Here is a 12,749-nt window from a genome sequence, read left to right on the forward strand (position 1 = left end):
GCGGGACCGCCGGCGTCTCCATAATAAATGAATGGCATTCATTTATTCGACCGCAGTCGGGGACAGCGCCGCCCCTGACCATCTGTCCACCGGCCCCGCTGCCCGCATGCCCGCAGAGTGGGAGGCCCACCAGCGCACCTGGATGGCGTTCCCGCCGCCCAACGACACCTTCGGTCCGGCGGGAAGCCCCACACTGGACCGGGCACGGGTCGCCTGGACCAAAGTGGCGCAAACCATCGCCCGGTACGAGCCGGTCACCGTCGTGGCAGACCCCAGGGACGCTACGGCGGCAAGGGAATGGCTCGGCGGGGGCATCAACGTCGTGGAGATTCCGCTCGACGACGCATGGCTGCGCGACAGCGGCCCCACGTTCGTGCACCAGCCGGACGGCTCACTGGCCGCCGTCGATTGGATCTTCAACGGCTGGGGAGCACAGGACTGGGCCGCCTGGACCAGGGACCAGCACGTGGCCCGGACAGTGGCGGCGGGCATCGGCGTACCCGTCCGGCCAAGCCCCCTGGTGAACGAAGGCGGCGGGTTCCACGTGGACGGCGAAGGAACCGTGCTGCTGACCGAAACAGTCCAGCTTGATCCCGGGCGCAATCCCGGCGCCACCAAGGAATCCGTCGAGGCAGAGGTCCATGCTGCCCTGGGCACCACCAAAGCCATCTGGCTTCCGCGCGGACTTACCCGCGATTACGACGAATTCGGCACCCGGGGCCACGTGGACATCGTCGCCGCCTTCGCCGGGGCCGGCACCATCCTGCTGCACCGCCAGGATGATCCCGCCCACCCCGACCATGCCGTCTACCTGCAGCTGAAGACGGTCCTCGCCGGCCAGCTGGACGCCCAGGGCCGGCCACTGCGCATCATTGACGTTCCGGCACCCACGGTCCTTCGCGACGATGAGGGATATGTGGACTGGTCCTACATCAACCACTACGTGGGCAACAAGGTCGTGCTGCTTTGCAGCTTCGACGATCCCAATGACGCCATCGCGGCGGGCATCCTGGAACGTGCCTACCCGGGCCGGAGGGTGGAACTCGTGGATGCCAGGGACATCTTTGCCTTCGGCGGCGGCATCCACTGCATCACCCAGCAGCAGCCCGCGGCCAAGGACGGAGGGGCATTGTGAAGCTCGCCGAAACGCACGCCCCGGCGCCACTCGGGCATAACTTCGACGTCGTGGAGGCCAGCATTGCACAGCTCCGCCACGCCCTGGGGTCGGGCCAGGTGACCAGCGAGGAGCTGGTCCGGCTGTACCTCGAGCGCATCGAGAAGTATGACTCTTCTGGCATATGCCTGAACGCGCTCGTCGTCATAAACCCGGAAGCCATTGCCGAGGCACAGGCGTCGGACCGGCGCCGCGCTGCCGGCTTCACGCTCGGCCCCCTGGACGGCATCCCCTACACGGCCAAGGACAGCTACCAGGTGCGGGGGCTCACCGTGGCTGCCGGTTCACCGGCCTTCAAATACCTCGTGGCACAGGGGGACGCCTTTACCATCGAGCGGCTGCGCGCCGGCGGGGCGGTTCTGATCGGGCTCACCAACATGCCGCCCATGGCCAACGGAGGTATGCAGCGCGGGGTATATGGCAGGGCCGAGAGTCCCTATAACGCCGAGTACCTCACCGCGGCCTTCGCTTCCGGTTCGTCCAACGGCTCCGGTACGGCTACGGCCGCCAGCTTCGCGGCTTTCGGACTCGCCGAGGAAACCTGGTCCTCGGGGCGGGCGCCGGCGTCGAACAATGCCCTCTGCGCCTACACACCCTCGCGCGGCGTCATTTCCGTGCGGGGCAACTGGCCCCTGGTTCCCACCATGGACGTTGTGGTCCCGCACACCCGCACCATGGCGGACCTGCTGGAAGTCCTGGACGTGGTGGTGGCGGACGACGCCGAGGCACGCGGGGATTTCTGGCGCGTCCAACCCTGGATTCCGGTGCCCAAGGCATCCGCTGTCCGTCCGCCGTCGTACCGTGACCTGGCTGTCCCGAACGCTGCCGCTGCCGCAGGCGTGCTCGCGGGCCAACGGCTGGGCATCCCCCGCATGTACATCAACGCGGATCCGGAGGCAGGTACGGTGGACGCACCGGGCATCGGTGGCCCCACAGGGCAACGGATCGAGACCCGCACGTCCATCCTGGAACTGTGGGACGCGGCCCGCCGTGACCTGGAAGCCGCAGGTGCCGAGGTGGTGGAGGTGGACTTCCCCGTGGTGTCCAACTACGAAGGCGACCGGCCGGGCGCTCCCACCATCGCCACCCGAGGGCTCGTGTCCCCGGAGTACCTGCGGCGGGAGATTGTGGACCTGTCGGCCTGGGCATGGAATGACTTCCTCGATGCAAACGGTGACCCGCAGCTGAACCGCCTTGCCGACGTCGACGGCTCCGCCATCTTCCCCGCCCCCGAGGGAGCGCTGCCCGACCGCTACGACGGGTTCGATGACGACATCAGCGACTATCCCGGCTGGATCCGTGAACACGGCGTTCCCGTCCTGGCTGATATTCCGCACCTGCCTGAAGGCCTGGCGGGACTCGAGGAAACCCGCCGGGCGGACCTGGAGGAATGGATGGACCGGCTGGGCCTGGACGCCGTGGTGTTCCCCGCAGCCGCTGACGTGGCACCGGCAGATGCAGACACCAATGAACGCTCGGCGGACATCGCCTGGCGCAATGGCGTCTGGGTGGCCAATGGCAACCTGGTGCCCCGGCACCTCGGAATCCCCACCGTCACAGTTCCCATGGGCCTCGCAGCGGACATCAACATGCCGGTGGGCCTGACCCTCGCCGGCAGGGCCTACAGCGACACCAGCCTGCTCCGGCTGGCCGCGGCCTTTGAAGCCACGGGGAACCGACGCATTCCGCCGCCCCGGACTACGCGCCCAGGAGATTCGGAAAACTCCCGCCTGGTCAACGCCGACGCCTAACCACGGCCTCCTGGAAGGCCGCAAGAACCGGCAATTTAATCTATGGCGCGACTTCCCTTGACTGCTAAGCATACTTATCTTTAGGCTTGTTAATGGAAGCGCAATACAGATGTTTAACCCCGGGGCCTTCCCAAGGCCAATGCCCATCTCGACTAAAGCGACATTTGGGCGCCGAGCCGGTTGAGCCGCCTTCCCCCGCCGAAACGGCGGATGCCAAAAGAAGCAACCACAGAGACGCCCGGTCCCCTGCGCCATGTGCATCAGCACGGCCTTCAGCAGCCCAAGAGCTAATAATGGACTGCCTGATAGGGGTACGAGGGCCGATATCAAGGGAGCGAAACTATGTCAGTTCTGAAGAAAGCCACCGTCGCAGCCGCTGGAAGCCTGTTCCTGATGGGCGCCGTTGCCGGACCTTCCCAGGCCGCAAACAACAACACTTTGAATGATGGCCTCGTGAATGTCACTGTCGGCGACATCACCGTCGAGGATGCTGTTGACGTCAATGTAGCCGCCAGTGTCGCAGCAAATCTCTGCGATGTCGCGGACATCGGCTCGATCGCGGTTCTCGGCGAAGCAGTGGATGCCACCGGCAACGCGGTAACCGTCTGCGATGCCGCGACGGGTCCAGTTCGCATTATCAACAACTAGCAGGCGCGAGCGATGAGGAACGAGCCACAGCACACGTAGCCGTCTTTCCTCTTTCCGATCGCGCGAAGAGCCCTGGCCACCGGCCGGGGCTCTTTCGCGTGCACCGGCCAAACCCTAGCCCCTGGATCTACCCTCCGGTCCCCTGTTGGTCTTCAACTACCTCTCCCCCACCACTAGAGACCACGAACTGGCAAAGGCCTGGTTCAAGAACATGCCCTCTACCGGAGTCGAAGGACATGACACGAGTCGCCGCTTCGTTGATGGCTCAAGTGATTCCGGCACTCCTCGTGGCCGGCCTCCTGGGCCCGCTAATGCTGGGCTTCAGGGTTTCAATGGCCGGAGCAGTTCCACTTTGCCAGCCAAGTGATCACCGTGGTGATCGCCGAAGCCGCCTGCCTCTACTACGCCGTTAGTAAGGAGACAATGCCCAGGGTTGGGCAGGTTTAGTCGGCCTCCGCACGCTGCATCTGCTCTCCGGGATCGTCGTCACAGTAGGAGAGGCCGCAGCGGATACTCTGGACGCAGTGACTCTTTCGCATCGTCTTTGATTTCCGGCCGACCGCAGTTCCCGTCAAGCGGTACAGGAACGCCGTGCGCCCAGGAGGGGATCCCAACTATGGGTTCCCCTCCTTCCCGCACCCCAATCGGAACCGCCTTCGGGAGCCATCATGAAACCCACCGCCCCTTCCTCCTCTGCCACCTTCCCCGGCCAGGCTTCCCTCCGTCCTGACTGCTCACAGTGCTTTGCCCTGTGCTGCACGGCCTTCGGATTCACCCGCTCGGCCGACTTCGCCATCGACAAGCCTCCGGCGACGCCATGCCCCAACCTGGCCGGAGACTTTTCCTGCACCATCCACAATCGGCTCCGGCCCCGCGGTTTTACCGGCTGCACCGTTTTTGACTGCTTTGGTGCGGGCCAGGCCGTCAGCCAGCGCCTGTTCGACGGCGTCAGCTGGCGGGAAGACCCGGAATCGGCGCCGGACATGTTCGCCGCCTTCAAAGTCCTGCGCCAGCTGCACGAAATGCTGTGGCTCCTTGCCGAGGCCGGGGCCAAGGCCTACAGCCCGGATACGGCCGACGGTGTGCGCCACCTGCACGCCAAGGTCCGGGAGATAGCTGAGGGCGACCTTAAAGCGGTCCTCGCCGCCGACGTCGAGCTCCTCCATGGGAAAGTCGGCGCGGCACTGCAGGAGGTCAGCGAGGAGATCCGCGCGGGCTTCTTCGGTAACGGCCCACACCTGGCCCGCCTGGCACCCGGTGCTGACCTCGCCGGCGCAAACCTGCGCGGCCAGCAGCTGTGCGGGGCGGATCTTCGCGGCGCATGCCTCATCGGCGCCGACCTGCGGGGCGCGGACCTGACGGCAACGGACCTCCTGGGCGCAGACCTGCGGGATGCAAGGTTCGACGGCGCCGACCTCACCGGTGCGCTCTTCCTCACCCAGGCCCAAGTCACCGCAGCCCACGGCAGCAGCTCCACACGGCTCCCCGCCGGGCTTGATCGACCCGGGCACTGGACGCCGGCCAGCCTTGCTGCCTTCGCCCGGAGCATGGAAGCGCCTTGACAGTGACGATTGTTAGCGCTGACAGTTGGAGGAAACCGACGTCAAGCGAAAGCCACTCAATGAAGAACTGGGCAGGAAACCTCGAATACTCCTCCGCGGACGTCCGGCGCCCGGAATCCGTAGCGGAACTGGCGGACATTGTGGCCGGCTCGCCGCGGATCAAGGCCCTGGGCTCCCGGCACTCCTTCAACCGCGTGGGGGACACGGACGGCGTACACGTTCTCCTCGACGCCCTGCCGCAGCGGGTGGAGCTGGATGCCGCACGGGGAACCGTACGGGTGAGCGGCGGCGTGAGCTACGGGGCCTTGTGCCGGACCCTCGAGGAGTCCGGTGTTGCCATCCACAATCTGGCCTCGCTGCCCCACATCTCGGTGGCCGGTGCGGTGCAGACCGGGACGCACGGCTCCGGCGTGGACAACCCTTCCCTTGCCGGTGCCGTGGAATCCATCGACGTGGTCCGGGCCTCCGGAGAACAGGTCACGCTTACCCGCGCGGACGGGGACGAGTTTTTTGCCAGCGTGGTGGGCATCGGGGCCCTGGGCATTGTCACCGGCCTGGAACTCGCCGTGCGTCCCAGCTTCAGGATGCGCCAGCGCGTCCTCGAGGATCTCCCCTGGGACAACGCCCTGGCGGAGTTCAGCGCCATCGTGTCCAGCGCCTACAGCGTGAGCCTGTTTACGGACTACGCCGGCGAGAGCATCAACCAGGTCTGGCTCAAAGCACTCGATGAGGAGCAACCACTCCCCAACCTGTTTGGCGCCACGGCAGCCCTCCGGCCACGGCACCCGCTGCCGGACATGTCCGCCGAGAACTGCACAGCGCAGATGGACGAACCCGGGCTGTGGCTGGACCGGCTGCCGCACTTCCGGCACGAGTTCACTCCCAGCAATGGGGATGAGCTCCAGAGCGAATTCATTCTTCCCCTGGAGCACGCCCCCGCCGCCCTCCAGGCCGTCCGGGGGCTGGCCGAACACCTCGCACCCCTGCTGTTCGTCTCGGAGATCCGCACAGGCGCTGCCGACGAATTCTGGCTCAGCCCGTTCTACCGGCAGCAGAGTGTGGCGCTGCACTTCACCTGGAAACCGCTGCAGCCCGAGGTGGAAGCCGTCCTTCCGGTCCTGGAGGACGCCCTGCGGCCCTTCGGGGCCCGGCCGCATTGGGGCAAGCTGTTCACCCCTGACGGACATGACTGGGAGAAGCTGTACCCGCGCTTCGCCGACTTCCGTTCCTTTGCTGCCGCTCACGATCCCGAAGGGAAGTTCCGGAACGGACTCCTGGACAGCATCCTGGGCGTCCCGGCCCGCCGGTAGGCACCGCCGGTACGCTGGGGGCATGACCTTTCGCGCCGCCGTCGTTACTGCCGCTTCCCTGTCCACCGCCCTGTTGCTGCTGACCGGCTGCGGCCCAGTGGAGGAGGCTGCGGGCAACGCGGCCAGCGATGCCGCCTCCAAGGTTGCCTCCGCCGCCGCCCAGGAAGTCAACCGGCAAATTTGCGCCGTGGTGCAGGACGGACTGGTCAGCGTGGAGGACAAGCAGGCGCTTGCCGGCCTGGTTTCCGCCGCACGGACGGCAGGGGTTCCGGCGGAAATTACGACGCCGTTGGGCCAGATTGCGGAGGCCGGGGACCAGGTGCCAACAGACTCCGTCCGGGCCCTGAAAGACGCCTGCCAGGCCTGACGGGGAAGTCCCACCCAACCCCTTTAGCCGCCGCCGTCTTGGTGCTACGGTGAAGTGACGAACTAGTAAGCCTGTGATACTAAATCACGCGCGAAGGAGATCGTCATGGCAGAACGCGGCAATACCACCCACGGCCAAAATCTGGACGACCAGATGAAGCATGAAACGCAGGGGGTGGTGCACGGAAACCAACCGCCTCACGCAGAGGAATGGCGCGAAACGGAACCGTTTCCCGACGAAACAGACCCCGTCGAGGTGCAGGAAGCCCTGAACCCGGTCGCCTCACCGGACTCCCTGACCGATGAGGAGGGGGAACAGTGACCACCAGCCTGCAAAAATACGCCGACCTCTACCGCCTCCCCGGACCTTGGTGCACGGCCTACGTGGACGCCGGCACCGGAACGGTGGACACCCTGGAAGCCGGGGACGTTCGGCCAGGAAACATGCGGGCCCAACTCGAAGCACAGGGGGCAACGTCCGCTGATGCGGATGCCATGGAACAGGCCCTGAAACCGGCAACGGGGGTGCCCTCCCCCGTGTCCAGGTTCGTCCTGGTCCATGGCGGAAAGGCCGAAGTCAACGAGGTACTTCCGGGCGAACTCGTCCTGCCCGAGAGGCTGGCGGTTGAGCCCGTCCCGGACCTGCTGCCACTGCTGAAACACCGGCCCGAAGAGTTCACGTACGTTGTGGCTGAGGTCAGCCGGGAGCACGGCGAAATCCGGTTGTACCGTGCCGGAGCCGGTGGTCCCACGAGCGTGCAGGAGGTGGAGGGCGAGTCCGAGCACATTAAGAAGTTTCAGGGCGGGGGCTGGTCGCACCTGCGGTTCCAGCACCACACCGAGGACGTTTGGCGCCGGAATGCAGACGAAGTGGCAGGCGAAATCGACAGGCTGGTCGGTACCAGCGGTGCCCGGCTGGTTGTCCTCGCCGGCGATATCCATGCCCGCGGACTGGTCCAGGAGCAGCTTTCCAAGGCCACCCAGGCACTGGTGTCAATCGTCGACTCCCATACGCATACGGCCGGGGCGGACAGCACCAAACTGGAGGACCAGGTCAACCAGCGGGTGGCCGAGGTGTGGGCCGAGGAGCAGCAGGCTGTCATGGACAGGCTGGCGGTCCAGGAAGGCCAGGCAAATCCGGAAGCTGCCCACGGCGTCGGAGCCGTGGTCCATGCACTCCAACAGGCGCAGGTGGAGGTCCTGATCCTCGATGACGCGGCCTTGTCCGGGCGGACCATGCTGGCCCTGGACGCCGAGCCCTGGATCGCCACAGCGAAGGAGGAAGCCCTGGCGGCAGGAATTTTGGGGGACGTTCCGGCCCCTGCCGCGCTGCTGAGGGCGGCGGCCCTGACTGACGCCCGCGTCCTCCTGGTTCCGGGCCCGGTCCTGCCTGAGGGCGTAGCTGTTGCGGCACTGCTCCGCTGGTCCTCGGGACCCGACGTGCCGTCGTCGTAATCACCCTTTCGGCCCGTCCACGCAGGAATCCATCGATTGGAAGGAGCACCATGAGCACTGCAGATGAAAACCCGGATGACGTCCTCGACACCGTGATAGTTCCGGAGGAGGATGCCCTTCCGAACCCCACCCGCAGCGGTCACGGCAAGATGCCGGAGGACGTCGACGACGACGTTTACCAGAGGGCAGTCGAACAGGAACGGGTTGCCGCGGGCCTCGCCGACTATGCCGCGAGCGACGTTCCGCCGGCGACGGATCCTTTGCCCCCGGAGGCATCCGACGCCGCCGACTTGGCGCAACGGGGCCTGCTGGAGGAAGAGCAGGAAGAGCAGGGTTAACAACGAAGCAGTGGCCGGTCCGAAGGGTCCGGCCACTGCTTTGTTGTTACCGTCAGTTCTGGCGCGGCTGCTCCCACCCGCGCAGGCCGCCTGCCCGCCCGGCCTGCGACCGGTGCCCGTGGCCGGCCCGGTGTTCGGGCGGGGCAAACGGGACAACGCCGGTGTCACGGCTGAGCGGTACGGCGCGGACAAACTTCGTAAGCTCCTCCCGGAGCGCCTTCCAAGCGATGTCCGGATCGTCCGGATAGGCGCTGATCTCGGCCTGCCGTGCGGCTTCGACGGCAGCCGCACCGGCATCCGTGAGCTCCACCTTCAGCTGCCGGCGGTCCGAGGCGTGGCGGGTCCTGGTAATCAGTCCCGTGTTTTCAAGCCGGGTAAGGACCCGGCCCAATGTCTGGCTTTGGACCCTGATGGCGTCGGCGAGCTGTTCCTGGTTCAGTGGGCCCCCCGTAAGGCCTTCCAGTGCAATGACTGCCGCACGGGTGAGGCCAAGGGGGGCCAGTGCATCGTCCTGCCGCCGCTGGATGAGCCGTGCCGCCAAAGTGATAAGGCGGTAGCTGCTCCGGGCGTCCGGATCGAGATTGCTGGTCATCGGCCGCGGCCTTCCTGTAGGTGGCGAAGTGCTGGTCACCCTGCGTCGCTACACCCCTACAATAAGCATGCTTAGCAACCTATTCGCAAGTAGGCTTACTATCCCATCGCCGCATCACCTCGTCCCAGGCACCCTGAAACCCCAACCGTAAAGCGCTACCCCCTTGCATTCGAAATACAAAGTGTGCTTAGTATCTAATTAGTAACCATGCTTACTAAGTTGCCAGCACAGCTGGTTCTTGATCGCCAGCCAACCCTTTCTGGAAGAGAGTGATGATGACAGAGAACCAATGGCCCCAGACCCCGCGTACCGCCGCCGACCCGGCCGTAGCAGATCCCTACGGCGCAACGGAGGTGGACCCCCTGCAGGCCACCTACCCGGCTGACTCGGGCGATGCGTCCAAGACCCAGGCGGCCAAGGAAGAGGCTTCCAACGTGGCCGGAGAGGCCGCGTCTGCCGCCCAGGGCGTTGCCCAAACTGCCAAGAGTGAGGCCGCGAACGTGGCCCACGAGGCGAAAACCAACGCGCAGGACCTCCTGCACCAGGCCAGGTCGGGACTGACCAGCCAGGCGGGCACGCAGCAGCAGAAGGCAGCGGAGGGCATCCGCAGCATTTCGAGCCAGCTGCAGAGCATGGCCAGTGCCCCGGACCAGCAGGGCATGGCTTCGGACCTCGTCCGGCAGGCGGCCGAGCGGACCTCCTCGATGGCGTCCTGGCTGGAGAACCGGGAGCCGGGTGACCTCCTGAACGAGGTCCAGCGGTTCGCCCGCAACCGTCCCGGAACGTTCCTGCTCCTCGCCGCCGGCGCCGGCGTCCTGGCCGGACGACTCACCCGCGGCCTCACCGCAGGCGCCCCCGAGTCCCAGGGGCAGGTCCAGGCAACGGGCCAGCGCCGCGCCGTGCAGTCTCCGCCGGCAGCACCGCTGCACCAGGAGACCGTATACGCCGCCGGTACCGATGACCTCTTTAGTGAGCCGACGGTGGGCAGCGCAACCCCGGTGTCCACCAGCACCCTGCCCTCGGGTACGGCCCAGGACTCCCCGCTTCGATTCGAGGACGACCCCTACCGGGCGGAAAACGGCGTGTACAGCGGTGACGAGGAGTTCGGCACGGAAGGCACCTCCGGGACTGGCCGTCACGGCCAGACGGGTGGTTTGTGATGAGTAGCCAGATTCCCGAGATGCCGCCCAGTGAGGCGCATGTGAAAGCGGACAACGCGTCCCTGGGTGAGTTGCTCGGTGACGTGACCCGGGACCTGTCCACCCTGATGCGCCAGGAAGTGGAACTGGCCAAGGCCGAACTGAAACAAACCACTTCCCGCGCAGGCAAAGGCGCCGGCATGCTCGCCGGCGCCGGCGTCGGCGGACACTTCGTCCTGCTCTTCCTGTCCCTGGCCCTAATGTGGGCCCTGGGCGCCATCATGCCCCTGGGCTGGTCCGCGCTGATCGTCGCCGTGATCTGGGGCATCATCGCCGCGGTCCTGGCCTCCATGGGCCGCAAGGAACTCAAGCAGATCAAGGGCATGCCCCAAACAGGCGAAACCCTCTCAGAAATTCCCCCAACCCTAAAACCAGGTGAGGTAAACCGATGAGCGAAAACCCTGACGTCATCCGCGCAGACATAGAAGCCACCCGGGCACGCCTGGGCACCAACGTGGACGCCGTGGCCGACAAGGTCACCCCGTCCAACATCGTCCACCGCCAAACCGACAAAGTGAAGGGCGCCGTGAGCGGGGTGAAGGAGAAAATCATGGGAGCAGCAGACACCGCCACCACCAAGGTCCACGACACCACCAGCACCGGTGCCGGGAACACCACCAACGCCATGCACTCCGCCGGGGACAGCCTGCACCAGGCCGGGGACACCGTCTCGGCCAGACTCTCCGACGCCGGCCAGGCCGTCTCCGCCGCCCCGGACCAGGTCAAAGCCAAAACCCAGGGCAACCCTCTGGCCGCCGGGCTGATCGCGTTCGGCGCCGGACTGCTGGTCTCCTCACTGATCCCGCCGAGCCAGAAGGAACGCGAAGCCGCGGACCAGCTCAAAACCGCAGCCCAGCCCCTGGCCACCCAGGTCACCGACGCCGCGAAAACCATGGCCCAGGACCTCAAGGAACCAGCCCAGGAAGCCATGGAAAACGTCAAGGCCACCGCCACCGACGCCGCCCAAAACGTCAAGACCGAAGGCCAGCAAGCCGCCACCGACGTCAAAGACCGCGCCACAGACGCCAAAGACAACGTCCAAAACACCTAGCCCGAGGGCATAAACCCAAGGACTAGAGCAAAGCCGGCTCCGCACCCTGCGGACCGGCTTTGCTGCTGCACTGGGCTATAAATGCCAACCCGCAGAACCCGCTAGCGTTTACCCTTCTTGCGTGAACCCCGGCCGCGGCCCTTGTCCGGGTTCGGCGCGTAACGCTGGGCCACCTTGGGCGCCTTCCTGGCTCCCGTGCCCCGGCGGTCCGGCTTGGGTTCCTTCTTCACCTTCTCCGGCTGGGCCGAAGGCTGGCGTGAGCTTTGGGCAGTGCGGCCGCGCACGATGCCGATGAATTCCTCCAGCACCTCATCCGTGGCGTCCGTGGGCCAGGCCAATGCAATTTCGGTTCCATCCGCGCCGGCGAGCCTGCGCGCCACCGTGTCTTTGACGTTGAAGTGGCGGGCCACCGACATGGGGAGGATCACCAGACCGGTGCCGGCAGCAACCACCTGGAGCGCGGTTTCCGGGCCGCCCAGGGCGGCAACATCGAGGAACGATTCCTGCGCCAGGTCAGCGAGGGCTACCTCCTCGAAAACCGAAATCTCGTGGCCCTTCGGCGCCACCACCACCGGCTGTTCCTCGTAGAGGGGAATGACGCTGAGCCCCTCGCGCTCTACGGGAAGGCGGACGAAGCCTATGTCCGCCTTGCCCTCCCGCAGCGCCTCGAGCTGGCCGCCGTCGTCGACCATAAATGCCTGAAGGGGAATATGCGGCATGCGCTCTTCCCAGCGGCGGATCCACTTGCCCGGCGTTGCCCCGGCCACGTAGGCGATGCGCAGCACCCGGGGCGCCGCCTCATCCGGATCGGCTTGGGCATCAGGTGTGGGGGTATTGTCGGCAGGCACGTCTTCACAGTACCCGCCGCCCGGATACCCTTGAAGCATGACCTCTGCAAACTCCCAGTCCATGAAGCCGGCCACCGTTGCCAAGAAACTTGGCATCTACCTGCCTGCTACGCCGCAGGAGTTCCAGGATTCAACCATCACCCGCGAGGCTTTCGCTGAGCTCCAGGCCAACCCGCCGGAATGGCTCGCCGAGCTGCGCCGCAACGGCCCGCACCCCCGGCCCGTGGTTGCCCAGAAGCTGAACGTCTCTGTCAGCGGCCTGGCCCGCGGCGGCGTGGAGGAAGCCCTCACGACGGCGGAAATCACCGCGCTGCTGCAGGCTCCGCCGCAGTGGCTGGTCACCGAACGCGCCACGCACGCCGCGGTGCGCGCGGAAGCCCAGCGGGTCAAGGAAGAGGCCGCGAAGAAGCAAGCCAAGAAGGACCGCGCCCAGGCGAAGTAGCTTCACCAGCGAC

15 protein-coding genes are annotated in these 12,749 nt (G+C 66.1%); 13 read left to right on the plus strand and 2 right to left on the minus strand.

Going from position 1 to position 12,749, the window contains the following annotated elements; all coding sequences use genetic code 11:
- Positions 1–31 precede the first annotated feature (31 nt).
- From QFZ57_RS04680 to QFZ57_RS04720, 9 genes are all read left to right on the plus strand, one after another.
- Positions 32–1,135, plus strand: a complete 1,104-nt coding sequence (locus QFZ57_RS04680) for an agmatine deiminase family protein (RefSeq protein ID WP_306898355.1) — start codon at positions 32–34, stop codon at positions 1,133–1,135.
- The gene (locus QFZ57_RS04685; protein WP_306898357.1) at positions 1,132–2,925 is read left to right on the plus strand and encodes an amidase; all 1,794 of its coding nucleotides are present in this window, start codon (positions 1,132–1,134) and stop codon (positions 2,923–2,925) included. Before QFZ57_RS04680 ends, QFZ57_RS04685 begins: the two co-directional genes overlap by 4 nt.
- Positions 2,926–3,267: 342 nt before the next feature.
- On the plus strand, positions 3,268–3,573 hold the full coding sequence (locus QFZ57_RS04690) for a hypothetical protein (protein WP_306898358.1): 306 nt from the start codon (positions 3,268–3,270) through the stop codon (positions 3,571–3,573).
- 668 nt (positions 3,574–4,241) lie between these two features.
- On the plus strand, positions 4,242–5,135 hold the full coding sequence (locus tag QFZ57_RS04695) for a pentapeptide repeat-containing protein (protein ID WP_306898359.1): 894 nt from the start codon (positions 4,242–4,244) through the stop codon (positions 5,133–5,135).
- A gap of 59 nt (positions 5,136–5,194) precedes the next feature.
- Positions 5,195–6,445 carry a D-arabinono-1,4-lactone oxidase gene (locus QFZ57_RS04700; RefSeq protein ID WP_306898360.1) on the plus strand — a complete coding sequence of 417 codons (1,251 nt, stop codon included), beginning with the start codon at positions 5,195–5,197 and terminating at the stop codon, positions 6,443–6,445.
- A 22-nt stretch (positions 6,446–6,467) separates the two neighbouring features.
- The gene (locus tag QFZ57_RS04705; RefSeq protein WP_306898362.1) at positions 6,468–6,812 is read left to right on the plus strand and encodes a hypothetical protein; all 345 of its coding nucleotides are present in this window, start codon (positions 6,468–6,470) and stop codon (positions 6,810–6,812) included.
- Between the two features lie 105 nt (positions 6,813–6,917).
- Positions 6,918–7,133 carry a hypothetical protein gene (locus QFZ57_RS04710; RefSeq protein ID WP_306629292.1) on the plus strand — a complete coding sequence of 72 codons (216 nt, stop codon included), beginning with the start codon at positions 6,918–6,920 and terminating at the stop codon, positions 7,131–7,133.
- Positions 7,130–8,266 carry a baeRF2 domain-containing protein gene (locus QFZ57_RS04715; RefSeq protein WP_306629293.1) on the plus strand — a complete coding sequence of 379 codons (1,137 nt, stop codon included), beginning with the start codon at positions 7,130–7,132 and terminating at the stop codon, positions 8,264–8,266. Before QFZ57_RS04710 ends, QFZ57_RS04715 begins: the two co-directional genes overlap by 4 nt.
- A 50-nt stretch (positions 8,267–8,316) precedes the next feature.
- On the plus strand, positions 8,317–8,604 hold the full coding sequence (locus tag QFZ57_RS04720) for a hypothetical protein (RefSeq protein ID WP_306629294.1): 288 nt from the start codon (positions 8,317–8,319) through the stop codon (positions 8,602–8,604).
- A gap of 52 nt (positions 8,605–8,656) precedes the next feature.
- Here QFZ57_RS04720 and QFZ57_RS04725 read toward each other — a convergent pair whose 3' ends face one another.
- Entirely contained in the window at positions 8,657–9,196 is a 540-nt protein-coding gene (locus QFZ57_RS04725) for a MarR family winged helix-turn-helix transcriptional regulator (RefSeq protein ID WP_306629295.1), read from the minus strand.
- Between the two features lie 275 nt (positions 9,197–9,471).
- Between QFZ57_RS04725 and QFZ57_RS04730 the strand changes: the two genes are divergently transcribed.
- Genes QFZ57_RS04730 through QFZ57_RS04740 form a run of 3 tightly spaced genes read left to right on the plus strand, consistent with a single transcriptional unit; the run spans position 9,472 to position 11,446 of the window.
- A complete protein-coding gene (locus QFZ57_RS04730; RefSeq protein WP_306898366.1) occupies positions 9,472–10,356 on the plus strand; it encodes a hypothetical protein in 885 nt (294 codons plus the stop codon).
- On the plus strand, positions 10,356–10,787 hold the full coding sequence (locus QFZ57_RS04735; protein ID WP_306629297.1) for a phage holin family protein: 432 nt from the start codon (positions 10,356–10,358) through the stop codon (positions 10,785–10,787). Before QFZ57_RS04730 ends, QFZ57_RS04735 begins: the two co-directional genes overlap by 1 nt.
- Positions 10,784–11,446: a DUF3618 domain-containing protein gene (locus tag QFZ57_RS04740; protein ID WP_306898368.1), complete on the plus strand. Its 663-nt coding sequence runs from the start codon at positions 10,784–10,786 to the stop codon at positions 11,444–11,446. The genes QFZ57_RS04735 and QFZ57_RS04740 overlap by 4 nt, the downstream gene beginning before the upstream one ends.
- A 101-nt stretch (positions 11,447–11,547) precedes the next feature.
- Here the strand turns inward: QFZ57_RS04740 and QFZ57_RS04745 are convergent, their stop codons facing one another.
- On the minus strand, positions 11,548–12,369 hold the full coding sequence (locus QFZ57_RS04745; protein ID WP_306901533.1) for a LysR family substrate-binding domain-containing protein: 822 nt from the start codon (positions 12,367–12,369) through the stop codon (positions 11,548–11,550).
- On the opposite strand from QFZ57_RS04745, the gene QFZ57_RS04750 reads away from it, so the two are divergent.
- The gene (locus tag QFZ57_RS04750) at positions 12,332–12,736 is read left to right on the plus strand and encodes a DUF5997 family protein (RefSeq protein WP_306898370.1); all 405 of its coding nucleotides are present in this window, start codon (positions 12,332–12,334) and stop codon (positions 12,734–12,736) included. The two genes, QFZ57_RS04745 and QFZ57_RS04750, sit on opposite strands and share 38 nt — an antisense overlap.
- Positions 12,737–12,749 lie beyond the last annotated feature (13 nt).

The organism is Arthrobacter sp. B1I2, assembly GCF_030816485.1.
Taxonomy (GTDB): domain Bacteria; phylum Actinomycetota; class Actinomycetes; order Actinomycetales; family Micrococcaceae; genus Arthrobacter.

What these genes read in the sequence shown, in the direction of transcription:
- QFZ57_RS04710 (WP_306629292.1), top strand. Translation starts at nt 6,918, where the DNA reads ATGGCAGAACGCGGCAATACCACCCACGGCCAAAATCTGGACGACCAG.
- QFZ57_RS04740 (WP_306898368.1), top strand. Translation starts at nt 10,784, where the DNA reads ATGAGCGAAAACCCTGACGTCATCCGCGCAGACATAGAAGCCACCCGG.
- QFZ57_RS04700 (WP_306898360.1), top strand. Translation starts at nt 5,195, where the DNA reads ATGAAGAACTGGGCAGGAAACCTCGAATACTCCTCCGCGGACGTCCGG.
- QFZ57_RS04690 (WP_306898358.1), top strand. Translation starts at nt 3,268, where the DNA reads ATGTCAGTTCTGAAGAAAGCCACCGTCGCAGCCGCTGGAAGCCTGTTC.
- QFZ57_RS04730 (WP_306898366.1), top strand. Translation starts at nt 9,472, where the DNA reads ATGACAGAGAACCAATGGCCCCAGACCCCGCGTACCGCCGCCGACCCG.
- QFZ57_RS04680 (WP_306898355.1), top strand. Translation starts at nt 32, where the DNA reads ATGGCATTCATTTATTCGACCGCAGTCGGGGACAGCGCCGCCCCTGAC.
- QFZ57_RS04705 (WP_306898362.1), top strand. Translation starts at nt 6,468, where the DNA reads ATGACCTTTCGCGCCGCCGTCGTTACTGCCGCTTCCCTGTCCACCGCC.
- QFZ57_RS04695 (WP_306898359.1), top strand. Translation starts at nt 4,242, where the DNA reads ATGAAACCCACCGCCCCTTCCTCCTCTGCCACCTTCCCCGGCCAGGCT.
- QFZ57_RS04725 (WP_306629295.1), bottom strand. Translation starts at nt 9,196, where the DNA reads ATGACCAGCAATCTCGATCCGGACGCCCGGAGCAGCTACCGCCTTATC.
- QFZ57_RS04750 (WP_306898370.1), top strand. Translation starts at nt 12,332, where the DNA reads ATGACCTCTGCAAACTCCCAGTCCATGAAGCCGGCCACCGTTGCCAAG.
- QFZ57_RS04735 (WP_306629297.1), top strand. Translation starts at nt 10,356, where the DNA reads ATGAGTAGCCAGATTCCCGAGATGCCGCCCAGTGAGGCGCATGTGAAA.
- QFZ57_RS04720 (WP_306629294.1), top strand. Translation starts at nt 8,317, where the DNA reads ATGAGCACTGCAGATGAAAACCCGGATGACGTCCTCGACACCGTGATA.